The sequence below is a fragment of the Pseudomonas sp. NPDC087817 genome, from assembly GCF_044742875.1.
Classification (GTDB): Bacteria; Pseudomonadota; Gammaproteobacteria; order Pseudomonadales; family Pseudomonadaceae; genus Aquipseudomonas.
The window spans coordinates 333,439-349,296 of sequence record NZ_JBIUVJ010000002.1; the positions used below are offsets into that span (position 1 = coordinate 333,439).

The 15,858-nt window shown below is 57.2% G+C and carries 9 protein-coding genes and 2 pseudogenes; all 11 read right to left on the bottom strand.

The features are described 5' to 3' along the window. Positions 1 to 85: 85 nt before the first annotated feature. On the bottom strand, positions 86 to 241 hold the full coding sequence (locus ACIONG_RS03665) for a hypothetical protein (protein ID WP_212809081.1): 156 nt from the start codon (positions 239 to 241) through the stop codon (positions 86 to 88). Between the two features lie 175 nt (positions 242 to 416). After that, entirely contained in the window at positions 417 to 887 is a 471-nt protein-coding gene (locus ACIONG_RS03670) for a hypothetical protein (RefSeq protein WP_212809082.1), read from the bottom strand. Then, complete coding sequence (locus ACIONG_RS03675) at positions 884 to 5,554, bottom strand: RHS repeat-associated core domain-containing protein (protein WP_401296782.1); 4,671 nt, start codon at positions 5,552 to 5,554, stop codon at positions 884 to 886. Before ACIONG_RS03675 ends, ACIONG_RS03670 begins: the two co-directional genes overlap by 4 nt. Positions 5,555 to 5,670: 116 nt before the next feature. After that, a complete protein-coding gene (locus ACIONG_RS03680) occupies positions 5,671 to 5,934 on the bottom strand; it encodes a PAAR domain-containing protein (RefSeq protein ID WP_123462276.1) in 264 nt (87 codons plus the stop codon). 100 nt (positions 5,935 to 6,034) lie between these two features. Beyond that, positions 6,035 to 6,463, bottom strand: coding sequence for an SMI1/KNR4 family protein (locus ACIONG_RS03685; protein WP_212809085.1), 429 nt, complete (start codon positions 6,461 to 6,463; stop codon positions 6,035 to 6,037). Beyond that, on the bottom strand, positions 6,460 to 6,741 hold the full coding sequence (locus ACIONG_RS03690; RefSeq protein WP_401296785.1) for a hypothetical protein: 282 nt from the start codon (positions 6,739 to 6,741) through the stop codon (positions 6,460 to 6,462). The genes ACIONG_RS03685 and ACIONG_RS03690 overlap by 4 nt, the downstream gene beginning before the upstream one ends. A 234-nt stretch (positions 6,742 to 6,975) precedes the next feature. Next, positions 6,976 to 7,239 carry a PAAR domain-containing protein gene (locus tag ACIONG_RS03695; RefSeq protein ID WP_095191119.1) on the bottom strand — a complete coding sequence of 88 codons (264 nt, stop codon included), beginning with the start codon at positions 7,237 to 7,239 and terminating at the stop codon, positions 6,976 to 6,978. A gap of 323 nt (positions 7,240 to 7,562) precedes the next feature. Further along, on the bottom strand, positions 7,563 to 7,991 hold the full coding sequence (locus tag ACIONG_RS03700) for an NTF2 fold immunity protein (protein ID WP_401296787.1): 429 nt from the start codon (positions 7,989 to 7,991) through the stop codon (positions 7,563 to 7,565). A 12-nt stretch (positions 7,992 to 8,003) separates the two neighbouring features. After that, positions 8,004 to 12,743: pseudogene (locus tag ACIONG_RS03705) on the bottom strand (RHS repeat-associated core domain-containing protein). After that, entirely contained in the window at positions 12,740 to 15,646 is a 2,907-nt protein-coding gene (locus ACIONG_RS03710; RefSeq protein ID WP_401296789.1) for a type VI secretion system tip protein VgrG, read from the bottom strand. Before ACIONG_RS03710 ends, ACIONG_RS03705 begins: the two are co-directional and overlap by 4 nt. A gap of 128 nt (positions 15,647 to 15,774) precedes the next feature. Next, positions 15,775 to 15,858, bottom strand: a pseudogene (locus ACIONG_RS03715) (type VI secretion system tube protein Hcp); the annotation flags it as partial.

A 15,858-nucleotide genomic window follows, 5' to 3' on the forward strand; every position in this document is an offset into this window, starting at 1 on the left:
TCAAGACAGAACCTGAAAAGCCTAATCCACTAATAACGTCAACAATAAATACGACGCCATTTAAAAGCTAACAGAGACAGTCCTTTCACGAGGTTTGAATTACAAACTCTCCCGCCAACAAATCTTCACCGACAATATTGCTTTTCAATAAAATATACCCCATATCACCGACAAAAATACTCTTATGGCTAAGTGCCGCTTTATTAAGCCGAGAATTATTGATCTGAAGAACATAAGTCAAGCTATCTCGACTCTCATCATCTTGAATCCATGCAGGAATGCCGGCGATCTTAGCGACTCCATTTTCATCGCTATCTTCAAAGCAGCTTTTTCATATATATTCCTTTAAAGATGAAGCGAGTAGAAGTGGCTTATCCCAGAAGGAATTTCATTTTCAGTGGTGACTGGTTAAAAATCTAGGGTTGCTCATATTTCTTTATACAGCACTCGAAAATTTTCTCGCCGCAAGTTTCACTATAATCAATAGAGACCTGCGTAGAAAAATCATCACTAATTAATCTAATTTCGTCGCTTCTGGTTTTATCAAAGTCAAACCCCGTACAAAGCAAAACTCCGCTCTCGACCACGTATGCTCCGCAGTATTTCCAATCCTCATCTACAAGCAAATAGTATTTTTGATTTTCGATTGCCGAAAAAGCAAAGCTAAGCGCTTCAACGGATAACGAATACTCTTTGCGCACGCAAGAAATTTCGCGCGCAGCCATCAATACTGCAATTATACTATCTGTTTCCGGCAAACTTAGAAGCAGCGACTCATCAAAAGATAACCCGACAAGAGAAGCCATCTTCATTTGATACTGACTCAGCACCTTTTTCCCTTGAGCCTTTCTATAAAGAATTTGTCTTTTATAAGGATCTATGTTCATTTGCAGCACCCTTGTTTATAGAAGGCCTTTCCTTTACCGTTGCGCAACTGAGGGCGACCATGCTTACTCATCCTTGGGCTTCCGTTATCCTCAAGCTTTACTTTACCTGCCTCCCAATGTGGTTTATCTGGATGACTTACGTCCATTGTTTGCTGCTGCACGGATGATTGTCCTTTACCTCCACCTGGTTGTGGTGAGTCGTAACGATACTCCCATCCTGATTTATTTTTGGATTGGCCACTGGGTTGCTGGCTTGTGGGTATACCGGCTTGCCTCATAGCTTCACGCCGAGCTGCTCTAGATGTACCAAGGGGATTATTTTCGCCACCTAGGGGTTCGTTACTTAGGCCCCATGGATCTGTCCACAGTACCGGGTTTGGCGCATAGGTATAAAGGTTGATGCCACCCGCGTAGCTGATAGGGTCCTTACTAATAAACCGCCCAACCCCCGGATCATAGTACCGATACCGGTTGTAATGCAGCCCCGTCTCATGATCGTGATACTGCCCCTGGAACCTGATCGGGTTCATCACGCCGTGCTGCCGTGCCCATTCCGAACGCTGTTCAGTCACCCGCCCCCACGCCTTGTACTGTGCGGTCCAGGCCATATTGCCTTGTGAATCCGTAAGTTCCTGCGGGGTGCCGAGGTGATCGCACTGATACCAGGCCAACGCGTCAAACGGTAATGCCGTTGCCTGGTGATTCCACAACGGGTCCTCATCCAGACTGTACTCACCGCTATAATCCGGCAGGCCAATCAGATCGATCGGCGCATGCCGTACAGCCTGCGCTACTGGGACAAAAGTCCCCGGTTCGAAGACGTAGTGCACCGTGCGGCCCGGCTCGCCATCGCTCTGCGCCGGGCTGCTTTCCCAGGCGAGGTTATCGCCATCCCAGCCGTATAAGGTGAAGCCGCAGCCCAGCTCCCGCTGTTTGCGCGCGTGTTCGTTTCTGTTCCAGAGAGAGCCTGCTTCTGGACGTTGCTTGTAATGCGCGCGCGAGTTTTTGTGCAGGCGGCGTCCCAGTGCGTCGTAGGCGAAATCCACGCTCAGGCGCGGGTCTTCGAAATTCACCAGTCGATCAAACAGGTCCCAACGCAGATCGCTGCGTTGGCCGTTGTGCCAGCGCTGAATCTGGTTGCCGCGTTCGTCGTAGTCGTAATGCGTGCCGGCGTATTCGCGCAGCAGGTTGTCGACCAGTTTGCTGCGCGGTGGAGTCAGGTCCAGTGGGCGGCGAATTTCTGTCGCCTTGTCGTCGAGCAGGTTGCCGGCGGGGTCGAAGGCGAAGGTTTCCACGCTTTGACGTGTGGTGGCGCTGAGCAGTCGGCCGACAGGATCGTAGCGATAGGCGAGCGGCCCGCGACGGCTGTCGTTGATGTCGGTGAGTTGGCCCGCGGCGTCGTAGGTGTATTCGCGTTTGAGCAGTGTGGATTTGTCGTCGCTGCGGCCCAGCAGTTGCTCTTGCAGGCGCCCGGCAGGATCCCAGCTCTGGATTTGCAGCAGGTGGTTGCCTTGATGGCGGGCGACCTCGCGGTGAAGGTCGTCGCGTTCGTAACCGATCAGTTCGTGGTCGTCCAGGCGCAGACCGAGCAGGTGGCCGCTGCCGTACGTCAGCCAGCTGACGCGGTGGCCGTCGGGGCGCACGGTGGCAACACGCTGATTGAGCACGTCGTACTCGTGCTGCCAGATCGCGACGGTGGGTTTTTCCAGTCCGAGGTAATGTTGGTGTTCGCGCAGCAGATTGCCGGCCGGGTCGTGGAACCATTGCAGGCGGCTGTCGGCGTTGTCCGCGAGCACCATGTTGCCGTTGCCGTCATAGGCAAAGGTTTCGCTTTGCGACTGGTCGCCCAGGGTGGCGCGACGTTCGGTCAAGCGGCCCATCGGGTCGAAACTTACCGAGATGACGCGCTGGCCATTGATCGATTGGGCCAAGCGACCCGTTAAAGGGTCGTACTGATAACGTGTGCTGCGACCATCGAAGCCGCTTTCTTCCAGCAGGCGTCCGACCGGGTCGTAGTGGAAGTGCGCGCGTTGCTCGTTTTCGTTTTCCAGGGCTGTTAACCGCCCGAGACGGTCCCAGCGATAGCGCAGGGTTTGTTCGGCGGCATCGACGCGCTCGGCGATCATGCCGGCTGCGCTGTAGCTCCACGTGGTGCAGCGATCAAGACCATCGACATGGGCCAACAAGCGACCTTCGGCGTCACGATCAAAGCGCTCTTCGGTCTTGTCCGGATGCTTGATCAGCACCAGGTGGCCGGCCATGTATTCGTATTCGGTGGCGTTGCCGGCGGCGTCGGTGAAGCAGACCATCTGCCCCAGCTCGTTGTATTCCCAAGCGCTGGTCTTGCCCGAGCAATCGACGTACTCGACCAGTTGCCCAGCGTCGTTGTAGTCGAGAGTTTTTTCGTTGCCGTTGGCGTCCTTGATCGCGGTGGGCTGGCCGGATTTGTTGTAGGCGTATTCGGTTTTGTTGCCGAGCGGATCGAGCGCTTCGACCAGATTGCCCTGGTCGTCATAGGCACGCTGCCACTGACCACCCTCGGCATCGCGGATTTTGATCAGCAGATCCTGATCGTCGTAGGCGTAATGCATCACCGTGTGATCGGCGCGGATGTGCTCGAGCAGGTTGCTGCGCTCGTCGTAGCTGTAGCGATCGGTGCTGCCGTCGGCATTGACGCGGCGCACGATGTTTTTCGCGTCGTCGCGGAAGAACCATTCCGAACGTTCATCGGCGTAGCGAATGCGATAGGTGTAGCCAAGGATGTCGTAGTAGTGCCAGGTCTCGTTACCGAGCGCATCGGTGACGTAGGTCAGACGGATGTTTTCGTCCCACTCCAGGCGCGTGTCGAAGCTGCCGTCATCGGCCCATTCGCGGATGGCTTTGGCCTTGGCGCCCGAACCGTCCCACTGCAGATTCATGCCGCGGCCGGTGCGGTCGGTGTAACGGGTGATCAGGTGATGCTGGTACTGATACGACCAGACTGAACCGTTCTCGTCTTGCGCCTGAATCAGATCGCCATAGGCGTCGTACTGGTAGGCGCAGAGTTGTCGCAGTGCAGCACCGTCAACGATTTGCCAGAGGCCGGTCAGGCGGCCGTGATCGTCGATCATCGTGCCGAGGTGCAAATGGACTTTAGTGAAGTCGTTTTCCTGATAGGTGATCAGATCCGAGAGCAGTGACTGTTCGCCGTGCCGATGCTCGTAATGCAGCATGATCCCGGCGCCGTTGCGCAGGGAAATGTTGCTCAGTACAAAGCGCTGGCCAAGGCGGACGTAGGTTTCCTTGCGCTCGAAACCACGGCACAGCAGCAGTTGATCTTCGCTGTTGCGGACCAGGGTGATGTTTTCGATCGCGTCGTAGTGGAACAAGCCGACCTTTGGCAGTGGGTAGCTGTGGTCGCGGCCGTCAGCGCCGTAGAACGTCAGCCCATCGTCCGCGCAGTCAAAACGCGTGGTGAATTCGTTGATCCAGCGAGCGCCGAGTTCGCTGTGATCGTAGGCGTCGAGGCGTGAGTTGTAAGTGCGTGTCCACTCGACCGGAAATGGGCCGGGCAGGCTGAAATCGGTATGGCTGAGGCTTTCCGAACCCAAGGCGAAATTAATGCTGTGACCGGTACTGGAACAGGCGCAGTTTTTCTTCGGCTCGGGCGCGCCTTTCGCCGGAGCCTGTTGACCACTGGATCCCAATTGACCATCGGACGCCGTGTGCTTTGCCTGACCGGTTTTATCTGGATGGACCGCGGTGCTCTGGCCATGAGCATTGCGCTTGCGCCACAGGGTCACGGCACTGGAGAGGATCAGCAGCAGCCAGCCGATGGAGTTCTGCACCGATTCATCGTCGAGCTTGCTCAGTTGGGTGCGCAGCTCAGGCCCCATCGCACGCAGTTTTTTGGTTTCGTCGGAAACGGTTTTTTTGAAGTCGTCGGGCACCAGGTTCTGCGCCACGCTGTTGGCCAGGCCCTTGCCAGCCGCTTTATAAGCACTCGCGGCAGCCCCGAATACATTGCTGAATGAGGCCAGCGGATCATTCTTGAATTGGTCGACTGCAGCGCTCGCCTGAGCGCTCGCCGCATTCAAATCACCTTTGGCATCCAGATTGCCGAAAGCCACCGCTTCGATGCCTTTGGCTATCTCGTTGATGACCTCTTCGCCGAGCTTGCCAGCGTCCGCGAGGATGCCGGGCAATTTACCTTTGGCCTGTTCAACAAAATCATCCAGAGTGCCGACAATCGAAGCGTTCAGGTGCCCGACCAACACTTCGATCACGGAGGTGCTGAGCAACAATTTGCTGCCGGCCTTCATCTCCTGGCGTACCAGAAACAGCGTCGGGCGCAGGGTCATGCGCGCCGCTGCCATCGCCGGCGGCAACGGCAAAACGCCGATCAGGTTGATGCCAAGGCTGGCCCACGCGAGCAAGTCGCGTTGCTTGGCGTTCGACAAGGTGACGATGTCACCCAGCGCATCGACCAGCGCCATGATGTTGCCCACCACCGGCACGAAGCCCGCGTAATTTTTGATTCGGTCAAGCGTGACCACACCATCCGTGGCCGATTGCAGCCAGGCATCGAAGGTCGCCGCACTGCTGGCGACGTCCTGAATATCGATGGCATTGAGTGGAACGATGGCAACTTGGGGCTCACGTTTTGCGACAGCAGTTTCAGTGGTCATTCACAGCATCTCACCCGCCAAAAAGGCCTGGGCATGGAGGAAAAAAGGTCAAGGATTCAGCAAGAGGGCGACAAAAAGCCGCCTCTCTGAGGCACGCATCAAAGAAAAAATCCGGATTAGCTGACGACAGCCCCTTTCGGGCCACTGGCAATCAACGCGGCCCCGCAGGCGGTTTTCATGCCGTCGAGGGCGATGGGCGTGCCATCGACGGTGTAGGTGCTGCTGCCCTCGGCAATCGGGAATATCCCTTTGCACAGAGGGCAACTGACCTTGTGACCGAGCCCGGCAATCGGCTTGCCGTTGAGGTCGGTCCGGGAGAAGGCTTCGAGGACTTTGCCACCGTGGGTGGTGGAGTCGCCGAGGCGAATTGCGTCTTTCATGGTGTCACTCCTTTGACGGTCCGACGGGGCGCCGCTCTCGACTTCGACCCCGACAGGCAGCGAGACAGCCGTTGCGCTTTTTCAGTTGCTCAACTTCGAATCACGAAAACAGGGCGATAAAATCTTCGAAACTGTCGGCGATTTTTCGCCAATGATCATCCTCCCACCAGATGACGCTCGGATGCTTGCGATCGTCTCTGTAGTCGAAACAAAACGGGCTACCGTCACCCGCCATGCCAAAACAGATAATGTTCGAGAAGTCGGTGATGTCGGCAATGGCACCCGGCTCATCACTGACATCGCCGGGTTCACCGTAATAACCATCACAGACAAAGTCTTGCTTGAGCGCCTCGGACTTTTCCCGCAACTGTGACTCGCTCACATATACCTGCGCGAGCTCGGTCTCCAGCGTTTCGTCGAACGCGTCTTGCTCGTTTATCAGTCTGAGATTACAAAAGCCGTCTAACGCTTGATACTTGGAAGCGAAGGCGCTGTAAGCCTCGGGAAGGATCAGATCTTTGACTTTCATAATGGCTTTCTCTTTTGATATTCGGGTCTTGTTTTCGCGTACGCAATCGCCTTCAACGACGCGCTGTTGCACTTGGTGCCATAAAGCTTTCTCAAATCCCTGACGTCCAGCGCCAGTCGCTGGCGAGCATTCAATTCAGCCTCTCCGTCCTTTCTCATCGACGCTTTGCCTCTTCCCGAGAAAGTCCGTGTTTCGGCATGAGTTTCTGTTGTCATCAACACTGCCGGCCCATCATTTCGGGATACGTCGATGGTTTTGTTGTAGGCATTCTGAGGCATGTGGTGCCCCACTTCGTTTGCCTGACGCTTGGCATCTATATCGCGGAAACTTCCGCCATCCAGACAAGGGCATCGCGCAAGTCCAAGTGGATCAATCCACCAGTGCCAGCACAGTGGTCATTCACAAGCATCTCACCCGCCAACAAGGGCCAGGTCTGGAGGAAACAAGGTCAAGGCTTCAACGAGAGGCGACAAAAAGCCGCCTCTCTGAGGCACACATCAAAGAAATCCGGATTAGCTGACGACAGCCCCTTTCGGGCCGCTGGCAATCAACGCGGCCCCGCAGGCGGTTTTCATGCCGTCGAGGGCGATGGGCGTGCCATCGACGGTGTAGGTGCTGCTGCCCTCGGCAATCGGGAATATCCCTTTGCACAATGGGCAACTGACCTTGTGACCAACCCCGGCAATCGGCTTGCCGTTGAGGTCGGTCTGGTGGAAGGCTTCGAGGACTTTTCCACCGTGGGTGGTGGAGTCGCCCAAGCGAATTGCGTCTTTCATTTCGTCCCTCCTTTGACTATTGGTCGCTAGCTCACACTCATTCGGGCTCAGTCCGCGTTTATCGAGCACGGCAACTCCATTCAACCCTCTCGTCGTGATCAACTGCAAAGACGACAGACCACAGGTGCTGCAGACAACTAGTTAGTCCGAGAGAAGAGCGGCAAATTTTCGATGTACTTCTGCAAGTTCCAAAGCTTCTGATTCAAATAACTCGACCGGGTCGTCGTGTTCAGTAATTGCCTTGATCTGGATAGATATTTTCACCAGGCACTAACTTACATCAACTCGTGCATAGGTGATTTTCTTCAGAGACCAGTTTAGGGCTAAATCGCATGACGACGCTCCCATTTCTCACTGCTAGCGCGCCAAACGCTAACCCCATCAATTTTTGGTTCATCACGCTCTACGATCACGGTGTATCGATAACGTTGTTTCAGCCCTTTTTTTCTGACTGCCTGAATATTCGTTTCCTCATCTAGCTGTTCTTCGGTGTCAGTCAAAATGGTCTGTTCATACTCCGGAGGCTGTCCAGTACCTAATGTATCGAGCCTTGCTGATCCAAGGGCAATTGAAGCTTTCACACTCAGATTTTCAGAGAATATCGCTTCCAACCTTGATTTTGCTGCTTCATTCGCCTTAGTCCGATACCCCGAATCCGTCTTATATGCGTCGCATCGCTTCTCGGCATGAAATCCCACCTCCCACTCATGCATCTGCGAAAGAAAATTTTGTAATCGCTCACTAGGTGACATAAAACGCTCCTATCAACAATCGCACGAACAAGGGTTGTGGAATAGCCGACTTTCAGTATTCCCGTCAACTCTCGCCTGGTACAAAACAGAATGAGGTCGAGTGGCACCTTCATCGTACTGAGGGGTGACACGTACTATTACGTTACTACCGCCTTTAACAGCTTCGGCAATATCTCCCTCAAAGTCACGGAACTCACCACGGTTAACACTAGGGGCTTGAGGAAAAATGTTCCCCTTACCACCGCTTCCACCCAGTCGATTTCCGATGGCATGGCCAGCGTCGTCCGTATTACAGCCCAAGTTACGCGCAAACCCCCGTGAACTAGTGTTGGTATTTGTCCCAGTTCCCAAGTCTTCCGGTCGAATTTTCGCGGTTACGCTCTTCAGCGATCCGTTCTCATTGTGACGATATTTTGTTATCGGGTTTGAGCCCCAAAGGCCCAATGGATCCACCCACTCAACCGGATTCGCTGCATAGGCATAAAGGTTAATGCCTCCGGTATAACTTATCGGATCTTTGCTTATGAACCGACCAACCCCCGGATCATAGTACCGATACCGGTTGTAATGCAGCCCTGTCTCATGATCGTGATACTGCCCTTGGAATCTGATCGGGTTCACCACCCCATGCTGCCGCGCCCATTCCGAACGCTGTTCCGTCACCTGCCCCCACGCCTTGTACTGCGCGATCCACGCCATGTTGCCTTGTGAATCAGTCAGCTCTTGCGGGGTGCCGAGGTGATCGCACTGATACCAGGCCAACGCGTCAAACGGTAATGCCGTGGCCTTGTGATTCCACAACGGGTCCTCATCCAGACTGTACTCACCGCTGTAATCCGGCAGCCCAATCAGATCGATTGGCGCGTGCCTTACAGCCTGTGCAACAGGGACAAAAGTCCCCGGTTCGAAGACGTAGTGCACCGTGCGACCCGGTTCGCCATCGCTCTGCGCCGGGCTGCTTTCCCAGGCGAGGTTGTCGCCGTCCCAGCCGTACAAGGTGAAGCCGCAGCCCAGTTCACGTTGTTTGCGGGCGTGCTCGTTTCGATTCCAGAGAGAGCCTGCTTCAGGACGCTGTTTGTAGTGGGCGCGGGAGTTTTTGTGCAGGCGGCGTCCCAGTGCGTCGTAGGCGAAATCCACGCTCAGGCGCGAGTCTTCGAAATGCACCAGTCGATCAAACAAATCCCACTGCAGATCACTGCGTTGACCGTTGTGCCAGCGCTGGATCTGATTACCGCGCTCGTCGTAATCGTAGTGGGTGCCGGCGTATTCGCGCAGCAAGTTGTCGACCAGTTTGCTGCGCGGTGGGGTCAGGTCCAGTGGGCGGCGAATTTCCGTTGCCTTGTCGTCCAGCAGGTTGCCGGCCGGGTCGAAGGCGAAGGTTTCCACGCCTTGACGTGTGGTAGCGCTGAGCAGTCGGCCGACGGGATCGTAAAGATAGGCGAGCGGGCCACGACGACTGTCGTTGATGTCGGTCAGTTGGCCGGCAGCGTCGTAGGTGTATTCGCGTTTGAGCAGTGTGGATTTGTCGTCGCTGCGGCCCAGCAGTTGCTCTTGGAGGCGACCGGCAGGGCCCCAGCTTTGAGTTTGCAGCAGGTGGTTGCCTTGATGGCGGGCGACTTCGCGGTGCAGGTCGTCGCGCTCGTAACCGATCAGTTCGTGGTCGTCCAGGCGCAGACCGAGCAGGTGGCCGCTGCCGTAGGTCAACCAACTGACGCGGTGGCCGTCCGGGCGCACGGTAGCAACACGATGATTCAGCACGTCGTACTCGTGCTGCCAGATTGCGACCGTAGGTTTTTCCAGACCGAGGTAATGCTGGTGTTCACGCAGAAGATTGCCGGCCGGGTCGTGGAACCATTGCAGGCGGCTATCGGCGTTGTCAGCGAGCACCATGTTGCCGTTGCCGTCGTAGGCGAAGGTTTCGCTTTGCGACTGGTCGCCCAGGGTGGCGCGACGTTCGGTCAAGCGGCCCATCGAGTCGAAGCTCACCGAGATCACACGGTTGCCATTGATCGATTGGGCAAGGCGACCGGTTTGCGCATCGTATTGATAGCGTGTGGTGCGGCCGTCGAAGCCGCTTTCTTCCAACAGGCGTCCGACCGGATCGTAATGGAAATGCGCGCGTTGTTCGTTTTCGTTTTCCAGCGCCAATAGCTGACCGAGGCGGTCCCAGCGATAGCGCAGGGTTTGCTCGGCAGCGTCCACGCGTTCGGCGATCAAACCGGCAGCGGTATAACTCCAGGTGGTGCAGCGATTCAGACCATCGACATGCGCCAACAATCGACCTTCGGCGTCGCGCTCAAAGCGTTCCTCGGTCTTGTCCGGGTGCTTGATCAGCACCAGTTGGCCAGCCTTGTATTCGTACTCGGTGGTGTTCCCAGCAGCGTCGGTGAAGCAGATCATCTGCCCCAGTTCGTTGTATTCCCAGGCACTGGTCTTGCCCGAGCAATCGACGTACTCGACGAGTTGCCCGGCGTCGTTGTAATCCAGGGTCTTTTCGTTGCCGTTGGCATCCTTGATCGCCGTGGGCTGGCCGGCCTTGTTGTAGGCGTATTCGGTTTTGTTGCCGAGCGGATCGAGCGCTTCAACCAGATTACCTTGATCGTCATAGGCGCGCTGCCACTGACCACCCTCGGCATCACTGATTTTGATCAGCATGTCTTGATCGTCGTAGGCGTAATGCATCACCGTGTGATCGGCGCGAATATGTTCGACTAGGTTGCTGCGCTCATCGTAAAAGTAGCGATCCGCGCTGCCATCGGCATTCACGCGGCGCACGATGTTTTTCGCGTCGTCGCGGAAGAACCACTCTGAGCGCTCATCCGCGTAGCGAATTCGGTAGGTGTAGCCAAGGATGTCGTAGTAGTGCCAGGTCTCGTTACCGAGCGCGTCGGTGACGTAGGTCAGACGAATGTTTTCGTCCCACTCCAGACGTGTGTCGAAGCTGCCGTCGTCGGCCCATTCGCGCACGGCTTTGGCCTTGGCGCCTTGGCCGTCCCACTCCAGATTCATGCCGCGACCGGTGCGGTCGGTATAACGCGTAATCAGGTGATACTGGTATTGATACAACCAGACTGCGCCGTTCTCATCCTGCGCCCGAATCAGGTCGCCATAGGCGTCGTACTGGTAAGCACAGAGTTGTCGCAGTGGGGCACCGTCAACGATTTGCCAAAGGCCTATCAGTCGGCCGTGATCGTCGATCATCGTGCCGAGGTGCAGGTGCACCTTGTTGATATCGTTTTCCTGATAGGTGATCAGGTCGGAGAGCACCGATTGTTCGCCATGGCGATGCTCGTAATGCAGCATGATCCCGGCGCCGTTGCGCAGAGAAATATTGGTCAGCACGAAGCGCTGGCCATGGCGGACGTAGGTTTCTTTGCGTTCGAAGCCACGGCACAACAGTAACTGGTCTTCACCACTGCGAACCAGCGTGATGTTTTCGATGGCATCGGAGTGAAACAGGCCGAGTTTGGGCAATGGATAGCTGTGCTCGCGGTCATCGGCGCCATAGAACATCAGGCCATCGTCAACGCAGTCAAAGCGTGTGGTGAATTCAGAAATCCAGCGAGCGCCGAGTTCGCTGTGATCGTAGGCGTCGAGGCGTGAGTTGTATATGCGCGTCCACTCGACAGGGAAAGGCCCCGGCAAGCTGAAATCAGTATGACTGAGTCTTTCAGAACCCAAGGCAAAACTGATGCTGTTGCATGTGCCCGTGCAGGCGCCGTTTTTCTTCGGCTCGGGCGCGCCTTTCGCAGGAGCCTGTTGACCAGTGGCTCCCAATTGACCATCGGCCGCCGTGTGCTTTGCCTATCCAGTCTTGTCGGGATGGACCGCGGCGCTCTGACCATGGGCATTGCGCTTGCGCCACAGGGTAACGGCGCTGGAGAGGATCAGTAGCAACCAGCCAATGGAGTTCTGCACCGACTCATCGTCGAGTTTGCTCAGTTGGGTGCGCAGCTCCGGGCCCATTACCCGCAGTTTTTTGGTTTCTTCGGAGACGTTTTTCTTGAAGTCATCGGGCACCAGATTTTGCGCCACGCTGTTGGCAAGGCCCTTGCCAGCCGCTTTATAAGCACTCGCGGCAGCCCCGAAAACATTGCTGAATGAGGCCAGCGGATCATTCTTGAATTGATCGACTGCTGCGCTTGCCTGGGCGCTGGCCGCATTCAGATCACCTTTGGCATCCAGATTGCCGAAAGCGACCGCCTCGATGCCCGTGGCAATCTCATTGATGACCTCTTCGCCGAGCTTGCCAGCGTCCGCAAGAATCCCGGGCAACTTGCCCTTGGCCTGTTCAACGAAGTCGTCGAGGGTGCCCATGATAGAGGCGTTCAGGTGCCCGACCAGCACCTCGATCACGGATGCACTGAGCAGCATTTTGCTGGTGGCCTTCATCTCTTGGCGTACCAGAAACAAAGTCGGGCGCAGGGTCATGCGCGCCGCCGCCATGGCCGGCGGTAATGGCAATACACCGATCAGATTGATGCCCAGACTGGCCCACGCCAGCAGGTCGCGCTTCTGGGCATTCGACAGGGTGACGATGTCACCCAGCGCATCGACCAACGCCATGATGTTGCCCACCACGGGTAAGGCGCCGGCGACGTTCTTGATCCGATCAAGGGTGACCACGCCATCCGTGGCTGATTGCAACCAGGCATCGAAGGTCGCTGCGCTGCTGGCAACGTCCTGGATGTCGATGGCGTTCAGTGGAACGATGGCAACCTGAGGTTCACGTTTTACGATTTCAGTGGTCATGACAGCATCTCACCCGCCAACAGGCCTGGGGTTTTCAAGGAAGGTTTTGGAAGCGTTGGCGCGGGAAGCGTCGGTAGCTGTCCGCCCTTGCTTGCTGCGCCGAGGATGCTCGACGCACTCGGCATGGCGGCACTCGCCAGTTTCGGCAATCCAGCCACTCCGCCCTGCACAGCGCCTTTCACCTGCTGCGCCGTTTGCATTGCGCCCTGCGCGGTCTGCATCGCACTCATCCCTGTTTGTGCCATGTCCTTACCCTTCTCCAGCATGTCCCAGTTCTTGCTCGGCAACACTTGAGCGACCATTGCTTGCACCTGACTCGGCACGTCTTCCGCGCCCGGCGGGTTCAACGGCCATTCCGGTTTGCCGATGTAGCTGCCATCGCTCCAGGTGTCCGCCGGGTCCTTGCCGAACAGCACGCGCGCCGGTCCCGGTGCGGCACCGGCGACGCTGGCGAAACCTTTGCCGTCGAGCTTGCCCTTGATGCTTTTGCCCAGTGCGTCGATGACTTCGTAATCGCCTTCCTTGATGCCCTGACGCCCGGCGTACTGGTTGAATAACTCCAGATTGCCCTTGCCCGGTTTCGGCGGTTCCGGGAATACCCCGGCCAGACTTTTCGCCCCGGTGTAGGCGAAGTTCGCCGCATGCGCGGTGTACGGACCGCTGGTGGCGTGGGTGATGCCGCCGGCGTTGTAGGTCGTGGCGCTGCCGCCGCCCTGAATCACCAGTTCGGTTTTCGCGGTGATGGTGATGCGGTCGGCGTTAGCGGTGATGTTGAGCTTGGCCAGCAGGTTGATGCTGTCCTTGAGTGCGCGCACATCGATGTCGCCGGAGGCTGCGACCAGCCGCCAGCCCATGCTCTGCACGAACAGGCGCATGCCACGGCTGGCACTGGCGAGCAGGCGTTTGCCGATCGACAGACTGGTGTGGCCGGTGCTGCTCAGCGCCAGGTGTTCGCCGGTGGCGATGTGGCTGGAACGCGGCGTGGTCAGGGCGATGCCGGCCGGGCTGGCGAGGACTAGATGCGGCTCGGTGAATTCGGGGAATTCGTTGGCGGTCATGTTCGCAGGACCTGAGCCGAGCACGCCTTGATGCTGGGCGTGCAGCGCCTTGGCCACGTCGTCCTGATCGCCGGCTTCCTGAGCTTGAAGCTCCTTGGCTTGCACCGCAAAACCGTCCTGCTGATCGCTGGCCGTGGCGAGGCGTTCAGCGGTCTCCGGCAAGTCTTTGTGGTGCTTGGATTCGTTCGGGCGCGGCTCGGTGGTGATCAGCAGACCGGCAGCAGCACGTACGGCACCGTGGCGGTCGGTGCGCAGTTCAAAACCTTCGCCGCGTGGCTGACCGCCACTTGGCCGCGGATGGGTCAGGTAACCAAGGTTGATCGCGCTCGCACCGTGGTCACTGCGCAGCGCAATACTGATCTCGCTGGTGGTGTCGTCGATGCGTAATTCGTTGGCGCGGCTGCCCTTGTATTCCTTGCTCTTGACCGTGGCCAAGGTCTTGAAGTCCGGCAGTTTGTACGGCGGCAGGTTGGCGCCGTGGTACAGGCAACCGGTGATCAGCGGCTGGTCGGGATCTCCTTCCAGGAAGGTGATCAACACTTCCATGCCGACTCGCGGAATGTTGATGGAACCGAAGGTCTCGGCCGCCCAGCTCGACGCCACGCGCATCCAGCAACTGGTCATGTCGTCGTGCTTGCCTTCGCGGTCCCAGAAGAATTGCACCTTCACTCGGCCGTACTGGTCGCAGTAGATCTCTTCACCTTCGGGGCCGCAGACCACGGCGCTTTGCGTGCCGAGGACTTTCGGTTTCGGGTGATCGAGCGGCGGACGGTAAGGCACGTCCCACGGGATCGCGCTGAAACGGTTGCGGTAGCCCTGGTGGAAATCGTCCTTGTTGTCGGTGGTGTCGCTGGTCACCGACTCTTCCAGCACCTGCGGCTGTTTGCCTTCGTGGAAGATTTCGGTGAGCAGCCACAGGTCGTTCCACGTCGGGTTGGCGTGCTCGGTCAGGGCGAGGAAATGCCCGCTGACGAGGATCGGCTGATCGCTGTTGCCTTCGGCCAGACGATAGTCGCTGCGATGGCGTTCCAGTGCGCGATTGGCCAGGTGCTTGCCACGCTCGCGGTCGACGAAACGGCCCGGGTAATCGTAATCTTCGAGGTCCGGTTGGGCGCTGCTTTTGGCGTCGCTTTCCAGCTCGATCTTCGGTTTGACGAAGTCGTAATCGCGCCGCGTGGTGCGACTGGTACGGGTCGCCAGACGCAGCCCGAAACGCTTGACCACCGGTTTGTCGGCGACCAGTCCGGAGTCCTGCTGATAAGCCACCGGCGCCAGTTTCGGGAACACCGTCTGGTCATCGCCAAAGATCAGTTTGTGGCCGCTGGCGGTGTGCTGGAAGTGGTAGTGAATCCCCTCCTCCTCGCACAGACGCTGGATGAAATCGAGGTCCGACTCGTCGTATTGCACGCAGTAGATACGCTCGGGGTAAATCGCGCTCAGCTGGAAATGGTAATCGCTGGCGAGGATGCCGTGCTCTTCCAGCACCTGACTGATGATCTGCTGCACGGTCATCTGCTGGAAAATGCGCTGATTGACCCGATGCGCCAGGTACGCCAGTTGCGGGCGCAGGGAGATCTTGTAGCGCGTCAGGCGCTTGCCCGCCTCGCCCTGGGCGATGCTGTAGACCAGCCCGTGAATACCCGTGCCGCTCGGCGACAGCTGAAGAAACGCCAGTTTGTGCAGCACGCTTTCGAGGTTGATCGAAGCCTTTTCGCTGACCAGTTCCAGCTCGAATTCGAACGGCGTGTTGAGTGCCTCACGACCGGTGAAGGACAGCACCTGAAAATCGCTGTCGATGCCATCGACGGTCAGATTGAAATGAGGCTGATTGGCCGGTGAGAACATTCCCTTGTCCCTCGCGCAGTGCTGCGACGCGCAACAGCCCGTTGAAGGGCTATTGGCAAAATTTCTTTAGTAGTGAGTCCGCCCCGACCGGTCATGCCGGCCCGGGGCGGTACAACAATCAGCCGTAATTAAACGACTGGAGCACGCCAGTCATCGGAACCCGAAGTACCGGATACTTCGTGGGTCCAGGTGATTTTGCGGTAGGTGAACTG